Here is a 20,930-nt window from a genome sequence, read left to right on the forward strand (position 1 = left end):
CCGCAACCGGGTTCTCGCGTTGCGGGCGCGATCGTGGCCATGGCGCTCCCCACGCGCGGCCGATCCTATCCAATTACACGTCGCCCCTCTCGAAGATCCTCTGCTGTGACCCAAATCCGGCCATCGACGGCGATCATGCCTTTGTCGAATTTTGAGCTGGCAATCGCTCCGATCGTGGCGAGGTCGGGTAGCGGAACTGAGCCGTAAACTATGGGGGCAGGCGGAGCATCTTTGAGTGCCGCCTTGGTCACGACGACGGCCTGCTTGGAGGAGCCGTTGCCCATAACCATGATGGCATTGTCGCCGGCCATATTTCGAAACGATTGGGAAGAATGTCCAGCGGCATGCGTGCTCCTTTCCGGAGTCGCAGCCCTTCTAACATGCTGCGCGGTCCAATGATATGCAGCACATTCTTAGGTGGGTGAACATTCTTTTCCCGCGATAGACCCGGAGTGCTGCATATTGTACGGCGCAGCAACCATACCGATTCTGGTGCGTTGCAGACTGCTGACCCTTCGTCTTGTCGGCCGCACGGAGATATTAGCCTTGCGACCGTTCTCCGACACAATGCACGGTTAATTAACCTGACCGCTGGCTCGGTGCGCAGCCAACAGGCTCTCGTCTAAACACAGTATCGGCGCGGGCGATGGGCATCGTGCCAAGAGCTGGCGGCGGGAATTTTGCGAAACCCCTCACTTCCTCCAGGCTCGATCCGACTGCACTAGCGAGATATATCCGCCGCCCGATCCGCTTGCTGTGGTCCCACTGGTTCTTCGAATCCGAGAAAATGCAGGAAGTTTCGAAGACGTATCGATCACCCGTCCAGCGGATTGACGCGGAGCACTTTCTCGCGATCGATCGTGCCGGGCCATTTTTCTCAGGCCTCGCAGACTAATCCAATTTGCCTCCTGCTTGCCAAAAAACCACAATTGCCTCACTTAGATCACACATCCACCCTCGGCATGAAGAATTGGATCAACGCTGCATGCGCATAGCTTTCGTTTTTCTCGGTGCATTTCTTGCAATCGTACAGTCCGCCTCTGCTGAAGTCGCATCGCCGCCGGTTTTGGCGCCGCTGGAGCGACAGGCGCAAGCTGCTCAGTTGAGCGCACAATTTCTCTCGCGCTATAGCTACAAGCCGGTTCCGCTCGACGACGCCTTGTCGGCGAGGGTCATGGATCAGTTCATCAAGTCGCTTGATCCGGACCGCATGCTCTTCCAGCAGGCCGACATCGACAAGTTCATGGCTGACCGCAGCGAGATCGACGATGCGATCGAACGGAAGGATTTGAAGATCCCGTTTGCGATTTTCAACGCCTATGAACAGCGCGTTGTCGATCGGATGACCTATGCGCGCGGCCTGCTGAAGCAGGGTTTCGATTTCAGTACAAAGGAAGACTATTCGGTGCTGCGCGAAAAGGCGCCCTGGCCGCGGTCGCAAGCCGAGAGCGATGAGCTGTGGCGCAAGCGCGTCAAGAGCGATTGGCTGCGGCTGAAGCTCGGCGGCAAAACCGATGCGGCTATTCGCGACACGCTTGACAAGCGGTATGACAACACGCTCGAGCGCGTTTACAAATTCAAAAGCGACGACGTTTTCCAGTCGTTCATGGATGCCTATTCAAACTCGGTCGATCCGCACACGGATTATTTCGGCGCGGCCGCTTCCGCCGATTTCAATGTCTCGATGAAGCTGTCGCTGTTCGGGATCGGCGCGGTGCTGCAGGAGCGCGACGATTACACGACGATCCGTGAACTCGTGCCCGGCGGGCCGGCGCAGCTTTCCGGCAAGCTCGCCGTCGGAGACCGCATCACCGGCGTTGGCCAGGGCAAGGATGGGGCGATCAAGGAAGTTGTGGGAACGCGCCTTGATGAAGTCGTGCAGATGATCCGCGGCAAAAAAGGCTCCGTCGTGCGGCTGGACATTCTGCCGGCCGATGCCGGCGCCGATGCCACACATCGCGTCGTCAACCTGGTGCGCGATAAAATCAGTCTCGATAAGCAGGCTGCCCGGAAGACTGTGCTGTCGGTGAAAGTGGGCGATATCGAGCGAAAAATCGGGATCATTACCCTGCCGGTCTTCTATGAGGATTTCGAAGCCAAGGGCAAAGGCGACAAGGATTATAAAAGTGCAAGCCGCGATGTCGCCAAGCTTCTCGGCGAGCTGAAAGAAGAGAATGTCGACAGCGTTCTGATGGACCTGCGCAACAATGGCGGTGGTTCATTGGATGAGGCGATTGATCTGACCGGCCTCTTCATCGGCAATGGCCCGGTCGTTCAGCAGCGTGCCGGCAACGGCAAGATCGAGGTCAAGGATTCGGATTTCCCAGAGCCTGTCTGGGCAGGCCCGATGGGTGTGCTGATCAATCGCGGCTCGGCCTCGGCTTCGGAGATTTTTGCCGCGGCAATCCAGGATTACGGTCGAGGCGTGATTGTCGGCGAACCGAGCTTCGGCAAGGGCACGGTGCAGACCGTCGTCGATCTCGACCAGGTGGTTCACAATAGCAAACCCGAATTCGGCGAGCTGAAAGTGACGATCGCCCAGTTTTTCCGGGTCAATGGCGGCACGACGCAGCTGCGTGGCGTGACGCCGGATATCAGCCTGCCGGGACTGTCCGATCCGACAAGCTTCGGCGAGACCAGTTATGACAATGCCCTGCCATGGGCTGAGATCAAGCCTGCGAAATACTCGCGCGACGAGGCGCTTGCGAAACTGCTGCCGACATTGCAAAGCCGCCATGATGCGCGGGTGAAGGGCGATCCGGATTTCCAGCGCCTGTTGAAGGACATTGCCGACCTGAAGGCGCAGCGCGAGAAGGGGATTGTTTCCCTGAATGAAGCCGAACGTCGCAAGGAAGCGACGGCGCGCGCCGAACGGTTCAAGGCTCGTGCGCAGGAAAGCGGTGGCGACGATCCCGGTGACGATGATGGCCTGGAGTCAGGCGAGCGCAGCCTGAGCGCCGATATCGCCATCGAAAATGCCCGCAAGAACGCAAAAGACGTGCTGCTCAACGAGACCGCCGACATTCTTGCCGACGCGGTGGATCTGCAGCAAGGCGGGGTAAGGGCAGTCACAAAACAATAGGGAAATCGTCAGACCGACGACAGCGCCGCGCCGTTGCGCACGTGACGGATTGCGTAGCGATGATATCTTTACAATACTTGTAAGATGACGTCGTTACGCTCTGTCGTGCCCAGACTGGAGTTTCCCATGCCTTCCTCACCCACGAACAAAAGTCCGGAAGTGCTGCTCGAGCGGACCACATTCACGGTCAGCCCCGAAATTTATGCCGAATACCTCGACGCGCCAGCGCAGCCCAATGACTGCCTGAAACGGACCATGTCGACCAAAGCGCCGTGGGATGAGCCTACATCGCCAAACTGAAATCCGCCGCCAGCACCGCGACGTCCCCTCTGACGTTCTAAATCGCAAATGCAAAATCTGGTCAAAGAAACATGACCGCATCCTCCGTGTCGACACCTTCGAAACCATTGCCGGTACTCCGCCTAATCCTGCTCTGCGGCTGGTGCTCCTTGATGGCAGGGATTTTTCTATGGTCAGTCCACCCGATCGCGTACTACAGTTGGGACCTCCCCGCTGTCCTTATGTGTCTGTTGTGGTTTTCGGGTCCGCTTGTGGCTTTTGCCATTTCGGCCGGTGCACTTATTCTGGATCAACCGGCTTCTCGCTTAATGAAGCGAGCCGTCGCTGTGCACTTCGGGATGAGTCTGGTTGTTGCTCTAATGGTATCGGTGACGGATCAGTTTGGTTTCGCCATCTGGTTGTTTATATTGCTGGCTGGGCTGGTCGATCTGCCGATCCTTGCGCTGGCGCCAGGCCGGATCGATAGCCCGAGGACGGTCAAACTGCTACACATGGTGGTCGTGTCGTCAGTTGCTGGACCGATTGCCGGCCTATTTCTTTGGTCTGCCCTCAACATCAAGATTGTGGAGTGGCGTGCACTCGCGGTCGCCGGTTCACATCCCTATTGCGTGCAGGTGGCCGAGGCTTATCCCCGGCGGTACAAGGCAGTCACACAACGGGCTGAATTGGCGGGTTTGAGGATGCAGACACCGTTTACAAACGGCGGTGGTTCCACCGACTACCAGGTCGCGTTTCACGCAGTGCTCGTGGTCAAGAAGGGTGGCGGGGACCAGTTTTACAACTGGTCCTACTTCGCCCAGAGCTTCGTCCCCGTTTCCGACCGTGCGATAAACGGACTCGCTCTTCTTCGCGCTGATTGTGAGCCAATCGTTGCTTTTTTCGACGAGCTTAATCGTTAGCGGTTGCCATGGAATTGTAGAAAACGCCCGGAACAGGTCGAACCCTGGCCACCTGCGAGAACAACAGCCGCCAAGGTGCTTCTGTTGAAGACATCGCTCGGTATCTCTACAAAGTTTGCGACCAAGCAAATAGGGCTTTCGTATACAGGTGTCTGAGCGTTGCAATAAAGCTGCAAGAGCAGTCGCCGCATCACGGCCAAACATTTAAGCTGAGGACCGCGGTCTTCACCGGATGCCTACACCAAAGCGCCGTGGGATGAGCCTACAGCGCCGGGCTGAAATCCGCCGCCAGCACCGCCTCCTTGAGCGCGCGCGAGTAGGGATGCTGCGGGTTATCCAGCACGGGGCGGGCCTGGCCCCGTTCGACAATCTCATCCATGATGCTGATGGTCGGGTTGCGAGATCTCAATTCGACAATCGGCCGCCGCGACCGGTGGGAGCGCGCGCTGCCGCCTTTTGGCGAAGCGTGTTTTTTCCCTTTTTCCGGGCGGAATTTCCGGGCATAATGGGGTATGACAGACCTTTTGGAACAAGCCGTCGAGCGCGTCCGCGCCCTTTCTCCAGATATGCAGGATGAGTTGGCGCGCGTCCTGTTGCACCTTGCCGACGAGCAAGAGCCTGTGCCTTTGGCATCCGGGGAGCGGGCGGCGATTGCGGACTCGAAAGCCGCCGCTGCGCGGGGCGAATTTGCAAGCGATGAAGAAGTTCGCGCCGTATGGGCCAGCTACGGCCTGTGAGACTTCGCTACACGAAACCGGCCCTTGCCGACCTGAAAGACATTGCCGGATATCTCGACCCGCGTTCGCCGCAGGGCGCACGCCGTGTTCGGCAGCGCATCAAATTGCTGATCGAAAAACTTCCCGAGCAACCGTTCGTCGGCAAGCGCACCGAAGACTTGACCATTCGCCGCTTGACGGCGGTTCCTTACCCCTACCTGATCTTTTACGAAGTAACCGAGGCCGAAATTATCATCCATGCCGTGCGCCATGGTGCCCGCGCTCCGGCATCCATGCCCGGACAGTGAACGCGAGGCTTGCGGCCTGATTTTCATTACGCGCAGCGCTCACATCGCCGGGCTGAAATCCGCCGCCAGCACCGCCTCCTTGAGCGCGCGCGAATAGGGATGCTGCGGATTGTCCAGCACGGGGCGGGCCTGGCCCCGCTCGACGATTTCGCCTTTGCGCATGATGATGATGTTGTCGCTGATGTAATAGGCGGTGGCCAGATCATGGGTGATGTAGATGATCGACAGCCCGAGTTCGCTTTTCAGCCGGCCGAAGAGGTTGACGATCGCCATGCGCAGCGAGGCGTCGACCATCGAGACCGGCTCGTCGGCGACCAGCAGGCGGGGCTGCGGGATCAGCGCGCGGGCAATGGCGACGCGCTGAAGCTGGCCGCCGGATAGTTCGTGGGGGAACCGGCCTTTCACCTCTTCGAGCGTCAGGCCGACATGCGTAAGCGCCGCATCGGCCATCCGCTCCGCTTCTTTCCGGTCTATCCGTTTTCCCGGGCCTGACAGATTGCGGGCCGTCTCGAACAGATAGCGGTCGACCCGCTTCAGCGGGTTGAAGGCTTCGAACGGGTTCTGCAGAACCGGCTGGACCTCCTTCATGAAGGCCTTGCGTTCGGATCGGCTATGGATGGTGACAGTTTTGCCGGAGAATTCCAGCTGCCCTTCCGTCGGTGTGGTTTGCCCCAGGATCATCGCCGCGATCGTCGATTTGCCCGAGCCGGATTCGCCGACGATCGACAGGATCTCCGGCTCCTCGCCCAGTTCGAAGCTGACATCCTTGACTGCGGTGACCAGGCGCCGGCCGAGCATGCCGCCCTGCCGATAGATTTTCGTGACATGCGAGAGGCTGAGCAGAGCGGTCAAAGCTGATCTCCCGTAACTGCAAAACAGGCGACGCGCCGCCCCGGCTCGACGGTGACCAAAGGCGGCACCTTCTGCGAGCAGATATCCATGCGTTTCGGACAGCGCGGGTGAAACCGGCAGCCTTCCGGCGGCATGGCAAGGTTTGGCGGACGGCCCTCCAGCGAGGGTCGCGTCGTCGCATCGCCGATGCGCGGCAGGCTGCCGACCAGATGCTGCGTATAGGGGTGCAGCGGCTTGCTGAAGAGTTTGGCGGTCGGCGCTTCCTCGACCAGACGCCCGGCATAGACGATGCCGATGCGGTCGGAGACCGTCGCGTGAACCCCCATATCATGGGTGACGAACAGGAAGGACGAACCCATCTCGCGCTGGATTTCGCGGATCATCGACAGCACGTCGCGCTGGACGATCACGTCGAGCGCCGTCGTCGGTTCGTCGGCGATGATGAATTCCGGCGTCAGGATGGTGGCGAGCGCAATGGTCATGCGCTGGCGCATGCCGCCGGAGAGCTCGTGCGGATAGGCGTCGAGCAGATGCGGATCGAGCTTCAGCCGCTGCAGATGGGCAGCGACCTTCTCGAAGAAAACCTGTTTGCCGACCGGCATGTGGCGAAAGGCGAAATCGGTGAAGGAATGGCGGATCCGGCGCACCGGATTGAGCACATTCATCGACCCCTGCATGATATAGGACAGATGCTTCCAGCGCAGCGCCATGCGCTCCTCCGGCTTCATCGCATAAATATCCTGGGTGCCGCCGGCGAAATGGAATTTCACGCTCCCCGACACGACCCGCAGCGGCGGCCGGATGGCGCCGGCAATGGTTTTGATCAGGGTGGTCTTGCCGCTGCTCGATTCACCGGCAACGCCATAGACCTCGCCGCGGCCGATCGTCAGGCTGATATCGTCGACGGCGCGCACCTCGCGATCGACGCCATAAAGGAAGGCACGGTAATAGGCTTTCAGATTCTCGATTTCGACCAAAGGGTCCATGCTAACTTCCCATCCGGTTCAGCCGGCTGCGCGGATCATTGTATTCGTTCATCGACATCGACAGCAGGAAGAGCGCCAGGAAGAGAACGACGATCGCGGCGACGGGTGCCGCCACCCACCACCATACGCCTGATATCAGCGCCGAATGCGAATTGGCCCAGTAGATCATCATGCCCATGGTCGGCGTCTCGATATCGGTGAAGCCGAGCACCGACAGGGTGATCTCCATGCCGATCGACCAGATCATGTTGTTCATCGTGGTGGCAAAGACGATCGGCAGAACGTAGGGCAGGTGCTCCTCGGCGAGGATCTTGCGCATGCTCATGCCGGAATAGACGCTCTGGGTGGTGAACGGCCTTGTCTTGAGGCCGATCGCCACCGAGCGGATGAGGCGCGCATCGTAGGACCAGCCGAGCGAGGCCATGATGACGATCAGCGCGGTCCAGGTCATGCTGTCCTTCAGCACGAAATAGAAAAGGATCAGCAGCGGAAATTGCGGGATGACCATGACGCTGTCGTTGATCGCCATCAGCACCCGGTCGACCGCACCGCCGGCATAACCGGCGACGAGGCCGACGACCAGCGAGATGATGCGTGAAATAAAAGCGACGCCGATGCCGAAATACAAGGTGTTGCGAAGGGCGGTCGTCAACTGCCAGAAAACGTCCTGGCCGCGCGATGTCGTGCCGAGCCAGTAATCGCCATCGGGCGGCATGTCGGGTGGCAGGAGATAGATGTCCGTCGGGGCGTAGGGCGAGAAATAGGACAGGATGATCAATCCGACGATGACGGCAAAGAGCAGCAGGCCGCAGAGGAATTCCATATTCTGGCGGGCGAGGTCACGGATAATGGTAAACATGCTCTATTCCACCTTGATACGCGGGTCGATCAGCGGGCTCAGAATGTCGATGATGAACACCGCGGCGGCGACGCCGACGATCGACAAGGCGCTGAGGCCGAGCACCAGGCTGTAGTCGCCGGCATGCACCGCCGAAATCAAAAGGTTGCCGATGCCGGGATAGCCGAAGACGATTTCGGTGATGACGGTGCCGTTGAAGATCGCACCGAGCGACATGGCAAGCCCGGTGAACTGCGGCACCATGGCATTGCGGGCGATGTAGGAGCGGAGAATTTTCCGCTTCGGAACGCCGCCGAGCTCGGCGAAGACAACGTAGTCATCGGTGATGATGTTGGATACCAGCGCGCGCATGCCGATCAGCCAACTGCCGGTTCCGACAAGGATCAACGACATGGCCGGCAGGATCGAATGTTCGAGGATATCGAGGACCAGGGAAAACGACAGGTTGAGATTGGCGTTCATCTCATAGCCGCCATTGATCGGCAGCACCGGCCAGAGATAGCCGAACAGGATGAGCAGCACGAAGGCGAGAATATAATAGGGAATGGGAAGCAGGGCGATGCAGACGAGGCTGACGGCCTTCAGCACCGTATTCTTCCGGTAATAGCCGGCGAGCGCGCCGATCGCATTGCCGAGCACGAAGGTGATCAGGGTGGAGACCGTCATCAGCCCGATCGTCCAGGGCAGGGACCGCAGAATGATGGTGGAAACGGGTGTGGGAAAAGCCGACAGCGAGGGGCCGAGATCACCGGTCGCAAGCCGCAGCCAGAAATGCAGATATTGCTGCCAGATCGAGCCCTCCATGCCGTAAAGCTCGCGCAGTGACTGGCGCATCAGTTCGATCGCATTCGGATCGGACTGCCCCATCTGGGTAATGGCGCCGATGCTTTCTTCGACCGGATCGATCGGGGTCAGGTGGGTGACGAAGAATGTGATGCTGACGCCCAGAAAGACGACGAGCAGAAACTGACCGAACCGCTTCAGTACAAAGATCAGATAGGACGTCATAGGGCAGTGGTTCCTCTCTGGTTTCCTTTCATCGATGGGACAGCATCGACGGGAAAGGATCGGCGGGCAGAGCCCGCCGATAAGGGGCCGGCGCGATGGCTGCGCGCCGGCGTTGGGAGGATTATTTCGGTTGAGCCGGCTTCAGTTTGACCATCATCAGCCTGGAGTTGGCCCAGTTCGGCACCGGGTCGGTATAGGGGTCTTTGATGGTCGGATAACCGGTCCAATAGGTCGTGTCCATCGAGGTGAAGACGTTATAGGACATCAGCGGGATCGTCGGCATTTCGCGGGCGGCCAGCTTCAGATAATCCTTGCCGAGCTCGATGCCCTTGGGATCGTCGGCGCTGATGCCGCGAATGGTCTCGATGATCTTGTCGAGCTCCGGATTGCTCCAGCGCTGCCAGTTGCGCGGCGGCTGAACGTCACCCTTCTTGGCCACGAACTGCGAGTGCCAGCTGTCGAGGAAGAACGACAGGTCGGGATCGCCGCCCCAGGTCTCGACGCTCCAGGCAATCGCCACCTGGAAATCGCCGGGCTGGAGTGCCACCTGCCATAGGCTGGTCGTCGGCACGGCTTTGGCGTCGATGCCGAAGGCGGCCCATTGCTGCGCGATCAGCGTGCCTGCTCGGGTGAAGACGGAGCGCGAATCGCCCTCCACGGTCATCCGGATCCTGAACGGCTTGCCGTCCGGGGTCATCCATTTGCCGCCGGCCTTCTTGAAGCCTGCCTTCTCCAGCAGTTCGCCGGCAGCCTTCGGATCCGGCTTCCACCAGCCATAGCCGAAGGCCGTGCTGATTGCCTCAGGGTCGGTCGGGATCTGGTCCTTGAACTTCGGCTGCTTGCGCAGCAGATCGGCGATCTGCTGGCCGATGCTGGGGTCATAGGGCTTGATCTTCTGCTTGCCGGTGTCGACCTCGAAATCCTTCAGCCAATCCTGCATCGGCGCCTGATAGTCTTTCATGGCGATTGCCGTCGGCGGTACGCCGAGCGCCGAGAGCGTCGCAGCGCCGCGATAGCTCGCCATGTCGACGGCCTTGATGTCGATCAGCAGGGCCAGCGCCCAGCGCACATCAGGATTGTTGAAGGTCGGGTCCTGGGTGTTGAAAATCACCGCCGGAAGGGTCGGATCCGGATGGGCGAAGGGGAAGCCCGGGAACCAGGTCTCGATCGACTTGGATTTTTCCTTGAGGGTGAACATGCCCTCAGGGGTGTTGTCGTGGATGATATCGAGATTGTGCTCGAGCTGAGCGATGGTGCGTTTATCCGGCGGGCCGGGATCGGTGTAGGTCACATATTTCGGGGCAGGCTCGCCGAAGCGCGCAAGCGATGTTTTCTGCCAGTCCTCACGCTTTTCCCAGGTGTACCATTTGCCCTGGGGATCGTAAGCCTTGAGCTTGTAGGCGCCGAGCGAGACGGGGTTGGCGAAATCGTAGCGGATCGGATCGGCGACTTTCTCGAACACATGCTTGGGCATGATCCAGGCGCCGTTCCAGCGCACGGTGAACAGGGCATGGAAGCGCGAATTGGGCTTCTTCAGCTTGAACACCACCGTCTGGGGATCAGTCGCCTCGACGCTTGCCACCTGAACCGAGAAGGCAGCACTCCAGACCATGCCGGGATGATCCATCTGCGTCTTGACGGTATAGACCACGTCGTCGGCCGTGAACTCGACGCCGTCGCTCCAGAAGAGCCCCTTGCGCAGTTTCACGGTCATCTCGGTGAAGTCGGCATTATATTGCGGCTTGTCGGCGGCCAGCGAACTGTCCCAGGTCGAGCCGCCAAGCCCTTGTTCGGGGTCGATATACCAGAGCGTATCCATGGTCAGCTGCTGCAGGCCGGTGGAAACACCGCCGCCGCCATTGACCCAGATATTGAACCAGCCCGGATTCTTGATCGTCCCTTCCGGATTTTCGACGATGAGCGTCTCCTTGCGGGGCAAGGAGGTATAGTCATCGGCCTTGGCCGCCGCTGTCAGGCCGAGTGCGGCCAGCGCGACGCCAAATGCGAGCCTCTTCCACTGTTGCATGAACTCCTCCCTAGAAAGCGACGATACGGCGGCCGCAAAGGCACGCATGGGCACGTCGCGGTTGTCGGTTCGCGAAAGCATCAGGACTTGAAACACTCAAGGTCCAAGGCTCTAGCCAACCATCCCTCCAACCCGCCTGCCTCCTCGCAGTCGAGCCGAATCTCTTTAGCCGGGGGCCAATGGGCCTTACCCGGCGGCGGCTGTCAGACCGACAGCCGAATGACGTTGTAGGACAGCGGCTTCAGCGCCGCCCGCAACCTGCCGTCCTCGATCTTCGCAGTCTGGACATTGACCGGCGCGACCGTATCCTGCCGCGCAGCCGTGTTGACGGCTAGCAGATCGCTATGGGTCATCTCCACCTGCTCGATGACGCTGGCGGTCCCAAAACCTTCCAGGCGCACGTCGAAATCCAGTGCCGTCTGCGGATGACGGTTGACGGCAAAGAAGGTCAGCGTCTTGCCATCCTCGGAATGGACGGCGGAGACGTCGAGATAGGGGACGTCGTTCTCCTCGTCGCTGTCATAGGTCGGGCCATCGACGACCAGCTGCAGTGCCGATCCACGGCCATATCTTGAGGCGTAGTAGAAGGGGTAGTAGATCGTCTGGCGCCAGGCGGCCCCGCCGTCATCGGTCATGATCGGGGCAATAACGTTGACGAGCTGGGCGATGCAGGCGATGCGCACCCGGTCGGAACGGCGGATGAAGGTATTCAGGATGCCGCCGACCTGCAGCACGTCCTCGAAATTATAGATGTCTTCCAGGAGATGCGGCGCATCCGGCCACTCGTCGCGTGCCAGGATCTCCTTGTCCTGCTGGTTGGAATGATACCAGACATTCCACTCGTCGAAGGAAATGCCGATCGTCTTCTTCGAGCGTTTTTTCGCCTTGATGTAGTCGATGACGCCGCCGATCGTGGTGATGTAGCGGTCGAGCTTCGTCGCCCGGGCGAGATAGTTGAGGGTATTCTTCTCGCGGTTGGCAAAATACATGTGCAGCGAGATATGGTCGGCGCTGTCGTAGCACTGCTCGAGAACTTGAGCCTCCCAATCCGGATAGGTCTGCATATCGGAATTGGACGAGCCGCAGACCACCAGTTCGAGCGACTTGTCGAAGCCGCGCATGGCTTTCGCCGTCTCGTCGGCCAATCGGCCATATTCATAGGCCGACTTGTGGCCAACCTGCCAGGGGCCGTCCATCTCATTGCCGAGACACCACAATTTGACGTCGTGCGGATCGGCCCAGCCGTGCTTGCGGCGCAGATCGGAATAATAGGTGCCGCCGGGATGATTGCAATATTCGAGGAAATTGCGGGCGGCATCCAGGCCGCGCGAGCCGAGATTGACGGCGAGCATCGGCTTGGTGTTCGCCTTCTTGCACCAATCGACGAATTCGTTGACGCCGATCTGATTGGCTTCGCGGGTACGCCAGGCCAGGTCGAGGCGAACCGGGCGCTCCGAACGGGGGCCGACGCCGTCTTCCCAATTATAGGCCGATACGAAGTTGCCGCCGGGATAACGGCAGTAGGGCGTGTCGAGATCACGCACCAGATCAAGGACATCGCGGCGGAAGCCGTCCTCGTCGGCTGTCGGATGTCCGGGCTCGTAAATGCCGCCGTAGATCGCTCTGCCGAGATGCTCGAGAAATGAACTGTAGAGCCTTGCGTCAATGGTCGCGATGCGGAAATCGCGGTGGGCAACGACATTGGTTTTCAACGGATCCTCCCGTTTATGTATCAGAATTTTTGTTTTCTTGCCTCCAACTTGATATCAGGAATGTCGTTCTGTCAACCGAGTTGCCGTTTTAATCATACTAATGCAGTTTTTCTAGAAAACCATTATATTACAACAATATACCTATTATTCAGAGATCGCTAATTCGAAAAAGAAGTGAAAATCAAAATCACGATTTGTGATATCGTTTTTTCAAACATGCAGTCGCATGATGATATCGCGGCCGTGATTTCCAAAGCTGCGGCCGAAAATATTGACGCCGCCGGTATGACCGGCATTCTCGGCGATGCCGACACGCAGGCGAATGGAGGAGTGCTGGCCGAGCGCCAGGTCACCGAGCGTGACATTCGACGCGGCGACACCGTCGATGAAGGTTCCGCGCGTCGAGATGCGCCAGGTCTTCATCATCCCGTATTGCGAGCCTTCGAGCTTCCACCAGGCCGGCGTGAAGGCGCCGCGTTTGTCGCCATAGTCGCCGGGCGAGGTCCAGGTGCCGATCGCCATGCCGTTGACCCAGAGGGTGATGTCGGAAGGCCAATCCGCATTGGTGCCGGGCACTTCCGACGACAGTTCCATCGAAAATTCGATGGCGCGGATATCCTTGTTCAACACCTTGGCATTGTTGGGGAATTTATACTCCACATAGCCTCGCCCGAACCAGACGAGCCCGGCCTGCATGCGCTGCGGATCAAGGAAATAGTCGGGCACATCGAGAGGGCCGATGACGCTCTCGGTGGAGCAAAGACCGCATGGCGCATGCACGTCGCAGCTGGTGTACAACCCCACCGGCATCTCGACTTCGATGATATTGTTGGCCCGTTGCGCGGCACTTTCCTCGAAGCTGATCAGGATTTCGCTATAGACCGCCGAGCAGATCTTCTGGTTTCCCTTGCGGGCCTTGGCCAGCCGCGACTCGACCAGCCCGGCCTCTTCCAAAATCTGGATGCCGGTGGCGACGGTGGATTGCGGGAGAGAAAGCGCCTGGGCGATGTCGTTGATATTCAGCGGCCCCTTGGCGCAAAGCAGCTTTAACATCTCCACCCGCGCCGGCGCCGAAAGCGCCCGAACCGCCTCATGATTCTCACCGGCGGTAATCGTCAAAAACGAACGTTCCATCATTCCCCCACTATTTCCGATGAAATGATGTATATCGGAAATTGTGATACATCAAGGGGAGCAGTGCCGAATGGTGTTGGTATCCGAGAACAGTCACGCGTCAAAGTCCGGCTGTGACGATCAAGAGCGCCAGACGTCACTGCGACGTGGGTCGAAGTCGCCTTTCTCAGGGGATGCAGGCTGTCGCTGGAGGAATGAGATTCGTTTTAACCGCAGCGCATGCTTTTCCAGCAGATGCCATGAAAGCCAGCCGAGCAACCACGCTGTCGGCAGGGAAAGCGCTAAGACCGCCCACCACGTGCTGTACTCGCCGAGGGCATGGTTCATCGTCTGCTCCACTGGCCAGCCATAGAGATAGGTCCCGTAGGAGGCGTCGCCCAAGCGTTCGAGAGTCGGCAGGCGTATCACCGGCGAGGTTGCGATGTAGATAAGCGGATAGGCGAACAACATGCGGCCGTAAAGATAGCCGGGCCAGAAGACGAGGCAGAGCATACCGAGCGCTACGAAGATCAATGCCAGGACTATATTGGGCTGCCGCTTTTCCATCACGAACCTCAGAAGCGAACCGCAGAAGAAGTAGGGAGCGATAAAAGTAAAATCCGTCAGGAACCGTATCTTTGGCCACGGATGATCGAAGAAAAGCTGCCAGGTCACGCCTACGGCGAGGGCAAGTGCCATCAGCGGGGCTCGCAGAAGCCCGATTACCATTAATCCGGCGACGATGAGGTAGCAGAAGATTTCCTGCCCGATCGTCCAAAGAGAGCCGTTGACCGAGGTGGCAAGCCAAGAGATGGCGGGGTCATAAAACTGCACATGCGGCAGGGTCATGCCAAAGTTCGGGTCGAGCAACGAATGCAGTGTCGTCTTCATATGAAGCGACTTGAGCAAGTAACCACTGACGCCCAACGGGCTGTACAAGGCGCCCAAGACATAGACGCTGAGCAGCGTACAGACGATAAAGGCCGGGTATATTCTCAGCGCCCGCCTCCAGAGAAAACCACCCGCGCTGCCGAACTGCGCGCTCTGCGTGACGAGGAAGCCGCTGCTGATGAAAAACACATAGACGCCGAATAGGCCAAGGATATTGCCCTCTCCGAGCAAACGCTCAAAGGGCTCGTTCGCCGAGGTCTTTTCCGAGATAAGGAAGGCATGCGAGAAGATTACCGTGGAGGCTGCCACGAGCCTGATCATATTGAAGTTCGGGTAAAATGCCTTCTTGATTTCGCGCTCGTGCATGGAGCCTCCCGCACTTTTGCAGTTTAACTATTCATTAAGATAAGTTTTGAATGTTGTCACGCGCCGTAGTGAAACGGGGTTGAGCCGAGATAATCTCCGATCCGCCAAAATGCGCCTCTCACAAACCCTTGTTGTTCTACGAATGATCTCTCCCGGCCTGACACGGCATATACAACGGGCACTGCATTATACTTGGTGGTTGGGTTCTGATGAGAATGCTTGGCTCGAGCTTTTCACAACGAGAGCAAAGCTTCGCTTATCAGCGGGAGCGGTTAGAAGAGATACCGGCAGCGCAGGATCCGGGCATGTGGGATACGAAACGAGTTGAAGAAATCAGATAATGCGATCTGGCGGCCGGATTGAACTAGCAAAGAGGCGGCCTGAGATTGTGGTAATCTTCAGCCTGTTCGGCGATTGCGTCAGTGCCCGCTCGCCTTCGGCTGCAAGTCGGCATCCGTCAGTGTCCCCAAGAAGGCAACGATATCGTCGATCTCCGGATCGGTGAGGGCAGGTGCATCGCCCGGCTTCCTGCCGAAAGGCCGGTCCTGGTTGAGATTGGCCCAGTAGGCTTGCGGCAGGTCGTCATACTTACGGATCGTGCCGTCTGAATTTTTCGGATACCAGCGGCCGGGATCGCTGTCGCGGCTCGCGTAGAAGGAGACGACGTCGCGCAGCGTGTGGAAATAGCCGTTGTGGAAGAAGCTCTTTTTCAGCGCGACATTGCGCAGCGTCGGCGTGCGGAACAGGCCGCAATATTCGCCGTGGCCGGCAAGGTCGGTCCGCTGCGGGCCGCAAAGGCCGAGATCGTGATAGTCGGGATCGGCATTGGCCGGGATCGCCATGTTGCGGGGTGCTGCGAGGCCGAGGAAGCCGAAATCGGAAAATTGCGGCGGCTCGCCGTCATTGGCGGGTTCGCTCAGATGGCAGCTCGAACAGTTGCCCTTTTGCGGATCCTCGAACAGCTTGCGGCCGTGCAATTCCTGTGTCGTCAGCGTCGCCTTGCCGGCGAGAAAGGCGTCGTAGCGGCTGGAATAGGGATAAAAATCCGGGCCGCTCTGCTCGAAGGTGGCGAGCGCCTCGGCAGCGGCGCTGAAGGTGTCCTCGGGATTGTCGAAGACCGTCTTGCCGAACGCCGCCTTGATGTCGCCGGCATAGGCTGTCTTGCGCAGCTTGGCCGCGACCTCAGCCGCATCCTTGTTGCTCATCTCGAAGGGCGAGAGCAGCGGGATCTTCGCCTGCTCGGCGCCGTGATCGACCCGGCCATCCCAGGTCAGGCCGCCGGTCGGGCCGTTGTCGACGCTCTCGTCACCCTCGTCCTCGGAATCGTAGTAATGCTCGGTGAAGGACGGCACCGCTTGCAGATAACGCAGCGCCGGAACGGCGCGCAGGCCTGGCTGGTTCATTTCCTTGCCGCCCATCTCGACCGGCTTGGCCGATGCCGGGCCGAAGGCGTGAGCGGGATCATGGCAGGAGGCACAGGCCTGCAGGCCGGAGGCCGACAGCGAGGCGTCTGAGAACATCTTGCGGCCAAGCGCGGTCAGTGTCTCGGCCCGGGCGAAGGCCTCGGCGCGGGACATCGGGCCGGGATGTACGCGGAAAGCCGCCGCCGCGCTGCTTTGCCGCAGCGGCAGAATGGCCAGAGAGAGCGCTGCAGTAACGATTCCGACCGCCAAGGCGGACCGCGCAAGCCAGATGGTATTCGTCGTCATGATAAGGATTCCAATGACTTGGCATTCGTTTCCTTCATGATCGAACCTCGCTGCAACAAATTGATGACGGTCGTTTCCCCGCCGCCTTGTGACAGGCGCTTGTCACAAAGTTGATAGATGGCGGGAATAGCTTCGGGTCGCCCCGAGCGCCCCCGCTCCCTCTAGCCAACGCCGCCAGCCATGAGGTACCCCCGTGAAAAGACTGAAACTCCTTCACTCCATCTGTCTCGCCGGATCGGCGATGCTGCCGCTTGCCATGGCGACGGCCGCCCATGCGGCGCCGGCCGGTTACGATAAGATCGACAACATCGTCGTCATCTATGCCGAAAACCGCAGCTTCGATAATCTCTATGGCAGCTTTCCCGGCGCCGATGGCCTTGCCAATGTCAGTGCCGAGCAGGCCCGCCAGCTCGACCGCAACGGCCAGCCGCTCGCCGAACTGCCGCCGGCCTGGGGCGGCCTGACAGCCAAGGGCGTGACGCCGGCCGTGACAGAAGCACAGTCGGCCCATTTGGCCAATGCCAGCTTCGCGATCGACGATCCCAAGGGCTTTGCGCAGACGCCTTCGGTCGTCACCCGCGACCTCTGGCACCGTTTCTACCAGGAGCAGATGCAGATCGACGGCGGCAAGAACGACAAATTCGTCGCCTGGGCCGATTCCGGCGGCCTGGTCATGGGCCATTATGACGGCTCCATCCTGCCGATGTGGCAGGTGGCGAAGAAATACGTCATTGCCGACAATTTCTTCCAGGGCGCCTTCGGCGGTTCGTTCCTCAATCATTTCGCGCTGGTCTGCGCCTGCGCGCCCTATTATCCGGATGCCGACAAGAGCCCGGCCAAGCCTGTGATCGCCAAGGTCGATGCCGACGGCACTTCGCTTGTGGTGGCCGACAACGCCCCGAAGTCGGCGCTGGACGGCGCCCCGAAATTCGTCTCCGACGGTGCGCTGACGCCCGATTTCTACGCCGTCAACACCATGCAGCCACCCTACCAGCCGAGCGCCAACCCGCCGGCCAAGGATGGCGACCAAGCCTATGCCGATCCGACGGCGGCAACGACGCTACCGCCGCAGCATGCGGTGACCATCGGCGACCTGATGTCGCTGAAAGGCATCAGCTGGGCGTGGTACGGCGGCGCCTGGCAGGCAGCCCTCGACGGCACGAATGCCACGCCGGTGCCGAACTTCCAGTTCCACCACCAGCCCTTCAACTATTTCTCCAATTTCGCGCCCGGCACGCCGGCACGCGCCGAACATCTGAAAGACGGCGGCCTTGGCGGCGAGGCCTTCCTTGGAGATATCGACGACGGCAAACTGCCGGCGGTTTCCTTCTACAAGCCGCAGGGCAACCTCAACGAACATGGCGGTTATGCCGATGTCTCGAGCGGCGACCAGCATCTTGCCGATATCGTCTCTCACCTCGAGAAAAGCCCGCAATGGGGCCATATGCTCGTCGTCGTCACCTATGACGAGAATGGCGGCTTCTGGGATCACGTCGCGCCGCCGAAGGCCGATCGCTGGGGGCCGGGCAACCGCATCCCGGCCTTCATCATCTCGCCCTTCGCCAAGGGCGGCAGCGTCGATCATACCCAGTACGACACGACCTCGATCATCCGCCTGATCACTGCGCGCTACGATCTGCCGGTGCTGCCGGGCATCCTCGCCCGCGACAAGGCGCTCGGTGATAACGGCCGGCCGCCGATGGGTGATCTCACAGCCGCGCTCGACCTGACGCATTGACCGATCGGCAGCGGCCCCGGCGCCGGCCGGGGCCGTCCCTTTCCGTGTTGCCGTCACCGGCGCAGCAACGGCCGCAATGTCGCCTGGGTTTCCTTCAGCAATGGCAGATAGCGCTCCTTCATCTCCGCCGCCGGGACAAGGGCGGCCGGCGCCCCGATATTGATCGCCGCAACCGTTTCACCGCGGTCGCTTTCCACAGGCACGGCGATCGAGCAGAGGCCGACCTCCAGCTCCTGATCGATGATGGCATAACCCTGGGCGCGGACCCGGCGGAATTCGGCGATCAGCTCGTCCGGATCGGTCTTGGTATTCGCAGTGTTTTGCTTCAGCTCGCTGCGGGCAAGGATGGCGCGCGCCTCGTTCTCGGTAAGGGCCGCCAGCAGCACGCGCCCCATCGAGGCGCAATAGGCCGGCAGGCGGCTGCCGGGGGTGAGATTGATCGACATGACGCGGCGCTGCGAGGCGCGGGCGATATAGACGATTTCGGTGCCGTCGAGCACCGAGGCCGAGGCGCTCTGGCCGGCCTTTTCCGAGAGATGATCGAGATGCGGCTGCAGCAGCGCCGGCAGCGGCGTCGCCGCGAGATAGGCATGGCCAAGCCGTAGGATCTTCGGCGTCAGGGTGAAGAACTTGCCGTCATAATCTGCATAACCGAGCTCGGCCAGCGTCAGCAGCGAACGGCGCACGGTGGCGCGGTCGAGCTCCGTCAGCTTGGCGGCCTCGGCGATCGACAGCCGCTGGCGCGTTTCGCCGAAGGCCTCGATGACTTTCAGGCCGCGGGCAAAGCCGCTGACAAAATCCGTTTCGCGCATCGGGCGAGTTCTCCAATCGATCCATCCATTCTGTGCGATATACGAACAAAAGTCAAATAACGCACAAATTTCTTGCCGTCCGTCGCCTCGGGCTTTATGGCTGACGCTGGAGAACCTGATCTAGCCAAGGAGAAATCCCGCATGGACAAGACAGTCAGGAGCACGGCGGAGGCCGTCTCCGAGATCGGTGATGGCGCGACCGTCATGATTGGTGGTTTTGGTGGTTCGGGCGCGCCGATCGAGCTCATTCATGCCCTGATCGACAAGGGCGCCAAGGGCCTCACCGTGATCAACAACAATGCCGGCAACGGGCGCATCGGTATCGCTGCGATGATCGACGCAGGCATGGTCAGAAAGATGATCTGCTCTTTTCCGCGTTCGTCGGACCCACGCGCCTTCACCGACAGATATCTGGCCGGTCAAATCGAGCTCGAGCTGGTGCCGCAGGGAACGCTGGCCGAACGTATCCGCGCCGGCGGGGCCGGCATTCCGGCTTTTTATACGCCGACGGGCTATGGCACCGAACTTGCCGAGGGCAAGGTCATCGCCGAATTCGATGGCCGCCATTACGTGCAGGAGCGCTGGCTGAAGGCCGACTTCGCCATCGTCAAGGCTGAGATCGGCGATATCCAGGGCAATCTCACCTACAACAAGGCCGGCCGCAACTTCAATCCGCTGATGTGCATGGCGGCGGCGAAGACCATCGTCCAGGTCTCGTCGATCGTGCCGGCCGGCGGCATCGATCCCGAGCATGTGGTCACACCCGGCATCTTCGTCGACCGCGTCGTCGCTGTTATCAGTCCCCAGCAGGAAGAAGAACTCATTCGAGCCGGAGTGGCCTACGTATGACCGTCAACACCCGTCCCATCAACACTCGGGAAGACATCAAGCTTTCCAATGCGCAGATCGCATGGCGCGCCGCCCAGGATATTGCCGACGGCGCCTATGTCAACCTCGGCATCGGCTTTCCCGAAATGGTTGCCCGCTATCAGCCGCCCGGCCGCCAGGCAATCTTTCACACCGAAAACGGCATCCTGAATTTCGGCGAGCCGCCGGCCGAAGGTGAGGAGGATTGGGACCTGATCAACGCCGGCAAGAAGGCGGTGACGCTGAAGCCGGGGGCGGCCTTCTTCCATCATGCCGATAGTTTCGCCATGGTGCGTGGCGGCCATCTCGACGTCGCCATCCTCGGCGCCTACCAGGTCGCCCAGAGCGGCGATCTCGCCAACTGGCGGGTGGGCAGCAAAGGCGTGCCGGCCGTCGGCGGCGCCATGGATCTCGTGCACGGCGCCAAGCAAGTCTGCGTCATCACCGAGCACGTCACCAAGACGGGCGAGCCGAAACTGGTGGAGAAATGCACCTTCCCGCTGACCGGTGTGGCCTGCATCACCCGCGTCTATACCAGCCATGCCGTCATCGACATCGTCGACGGACACTTCGTCCTGCGCGAGAAGTTGGCCGCGATGTCGCCGGAGGAATTGCAGGCGATAACCGGCGCGCCGCTCCATATCGACGGGCCGGTTGCCGATCTCGTCGTCCCGGAACTCTGAGGA

At 60.1% G+C, this 20,930-nt stretch carries 17 protein-coding genes and 2 pseudogenes; 8 read left to right on the plus strand and 11 right to left on the minus strand.

Annotation, left to right across the window (positions count from 1 at the left end; translation table 11 throughout):
• Window positions 1-985 precede the first annotated feature (985 nt).
• The 3 genes and pseudogenes from HJB89_RS02020 to HJB89_RS02030 all read left to right on the plus strand — a co-directional run bounded on the left by HJB89_RS02020 (window position 986) and on the right by HJB89_RS02030 (window position 4,281).
• Window positions 986-3,082: a carboxy terminal-processing peptidase gene (locus HJB89_RS02020; RefSeq protein WP_221148804.1), complete on the plus strand. Its 2,097-nt coding sequence runs from the start codon at window positions 986-988 to the stop codon at window positions 3,080-3,082.
• A gap of 153 nt (window positions 3,083-3,235) precedes the next feature.
• Window positions 3,236-3,382, plus strand: a pseudogene (locus HJB89_RS02025) (DUF1778 domain-containing protein); the annotation flags it as partial.
• Window positions 3,383-3,633: 251 nt separating this feature from the next.
• On the plus strand, window positions 3,634-4,281 hold the full coding sequence (locus HJB89_RS02030) for a hypothetical protein (RefSeq protein ID WP_221131854.1): 648 nt from the start codon (window positions 3,634-3,636) through the stop codon (window positions 4,279-4,281).
• Between the two features lie 262 nt (window positions 4,282-4,543).
• On the opposite strand, the pseudogene HJB89_RS02035 reads toward HJB89_RS02030, so the two are convergent.
• A pseudogene (locus HJB89_RS02035) lies at window positions 4,544-4,660 on the minus strand (ABC transporter ATP-binding protein); the annotation flags it as partial.
• A 133-nt stretch (window positions 4,661-4,793) separates the two neighbouring features.
• Between HJB89_RS02035 and HJB89_RS02040 the strand changes: the two are divergent.
• Together HJB89_RS02040 and HJB89_RS02045 are read left to right on the plus strand one after the other, a co-directional pair.
• A complete protein-coding gene (locus HJB89_RS02040; RefSeq protein WP_221131855.1) occupies window positions 4,794-5,018 on the plus strand; it encodes a hypothetical protein in 225 nt (74 codons plus the stop codon).
• A complete protein-coding gene (locus HJB89_RS02045) occupies window positions 5,015-5,305 on the plus strand; it encodes a type II toxin-antitoxin system RelE/ParE family toxin (RefSeq protein WP_221131856.1) in 291 nt (96 codons plus the stop codon). Before HJB89_RS02040 ends, HJB89_RS02045 begins: the two co-directional genes overlap by 4 nt.
• Window positions 5,306-5,344: 39 nt before the next feature.
• On the opposite strand, the gene HJB89_RS02050 is transcribed toward HJB89_RS02045, so the two are convergent.
• From HJB89_RS02050 to HJB89_RS02090, 9 genes are all read right to left on the minus strand, one after another.
• Complete coding sequence (locus tag HJB89_RS02050) at window positions 5,345-6,157, minus strand: ABC transporter ATP-binding protein (RefSeq protein WP_221131857.1); 813 nt, start codon at window positions 6,155-6,157, stop codon at window positions 5,345-5,347.
• Window positions 6,154-7,143: an ABC transporter ATP-binding protein gene (locus tag HJB89_RS02055; protein WP_221131858.1), complete on the minus strand. Its 990-nt coding sequence runs from the start codon at window positions 7,141-7,143 to the stop codon at window positions 6,154-6,156. Before HJB89_RS02055 ends, HJB89_RS02050 begins: the two co-directional genes overlap by 4 nt.
• Before the next feature lies 1 nt (window position 7,144).
• Window positions 7,145-8,002 (minus strand): ABC transporter permease, encoded by an 858-nt coding sequence (locus HJB89_RS02060; RefSeq protein ID WP_221148806.1) that lies wholly within the window; start codon window positions 8,000-8,002, stop codon window positions 7,145-7,147.
• Between the two features lie 3 nt (window positions 8,003-8,005).
• Window positions 8,006-9,010: an ABC transporter permease gene (locus tag HJB89_RS02065; RefSeq protein WP_207585543.1), complete on the minus strand. Its 1,005-nt coding sequence runs from the start codon at window positions 9,008-9,010 to the stop codon at window positions 8,006-8,008.
• Between the two features lie 121 nt (window positions 9,011-9,131).
• A complete protein-coding gene (locus HJB89_RS02070) occupies window positions 9,132-11,036 on the minus strand; it encodes an ABC transporter substrate-binding protein (RefSeq protein ID WP_207585544.1) in 1,905 nt (634 codons plus the stop codon).
• 203 nt (window positions 11,037-11,239) lie between these two features.
• Window positions 11,240-12,748 (minus strand): alpha-N-arabinofuranosidase, encoded by a 1,509-nt coding sequence (locus tag HJB89_RS02075; protein ID WP_221148808.1) that lies wholly within the window; start codon window positions 12,746-12,748, stop codon window positions 11,240-11,242.
• Between the two features lie 210 nt (window positions 12,749-12,958).
• Entirely contained in the window at window positions 12,959-13,882 is a 924-nt protein-coding gene (locus HJB89_RS02080; RefSeq protein ID WP_409201820.1) for an ArsR/SmtB family transcription factor, read from the minus strand.
• A 120-nt stretch (window positions 13,883-14,002) separates the two neighbouring features.
• Window positions 14,003-15,118, minus strand: a complete 1,116-nt coding sequence (locus HJB89_RS02085) for an acyltransferase (protein WP_207585547.1) — start codon at window positions 15,116-15,118, stop codon at window positions 14,003-14,005.
• A gap of 419 nt (window positions 15,119-15,537) precedes the next feature.
• Window positions 15,538-16,827: a cytochrome-c peroxidase gene (locus HJB89_RS02090; protein WP_221148811.1), complete on the minus strand. Its 1,290-nt coding sequence runs from the start codon at window positions 16,825-16,827 to the stop codon at window positions 15,538-15,540.
• 193 nt (window positions 16,828-17,020) lie between these two features.
• On the opposite strand from HJB89_RS02090, the gene HJB89_RS02095 reads away from it, so the two are divergent.
• Entirely contained in the window at window positions 17,021-18,565 is a 1,545-nt protein-coding gene (locus HJB89_RS02095; RefSeq protein ID WP_221148812.1) for an acid phosphatase, read from the plus strand.
• 53 nt (window positions 18,566-18,618) lie between these two features.
• Here the strand turns inward: HJB89_RS02095 and HJB89_RS02100 are convergent, their stop codons facing one another.
• Window positions 18,619-19,377 (minus strand): IclR family transcriptional regulator, encoded by a 759-nt coding sequence (locus HJB89_RS02100; protein WP_221115650.1) that lies wholly within the window; start codon window positions 19,375-19,377, stop codon window positions 18,619-18,621.
• A gap of 141 nt (window positions 19,378-19,518) precedes the next feature.
• Between HJB89_RS02100 and HJB89_RS02105 the strand changes: the two genes are divergently transcribed.
• The gene (locus tag HJB89_RS02105) at window positions 19,519-20,226 is read left to right on the plus strand and encodes a 3-oxoacid CoA-transferase subunit A (protein WP_221115651.1); all 708 of its coding nucleotides are present in this window, start codon (window positions 19,519-19,521) and stop codon (window positions 20,224-20,226) included.
• Entirely contained in the window at window positions 20,223-20,927 is a 705-nt protein-coding gene (locus tag HJB89_RS02110; protein WP_221115652.1) for a CoA transferase subunit B, read from the plus strand. Before HJB89_RS02105 ends, HJB89_RS02110 begins: the two co-directional genes overlap by 4 nt.
• The last annotated feature ends 3 nt before the right edge of the window (window positions 20,928-20,930 follow it).

The organism is Rhizobium sp. NZLR8, assembly GCF_019685025.1.
Classification (GTDB): Bacteria; Pseudomonadota; Alphaproteobacteria; order Rhizobiales; family Rhizobiaceae; genus Rhizobium.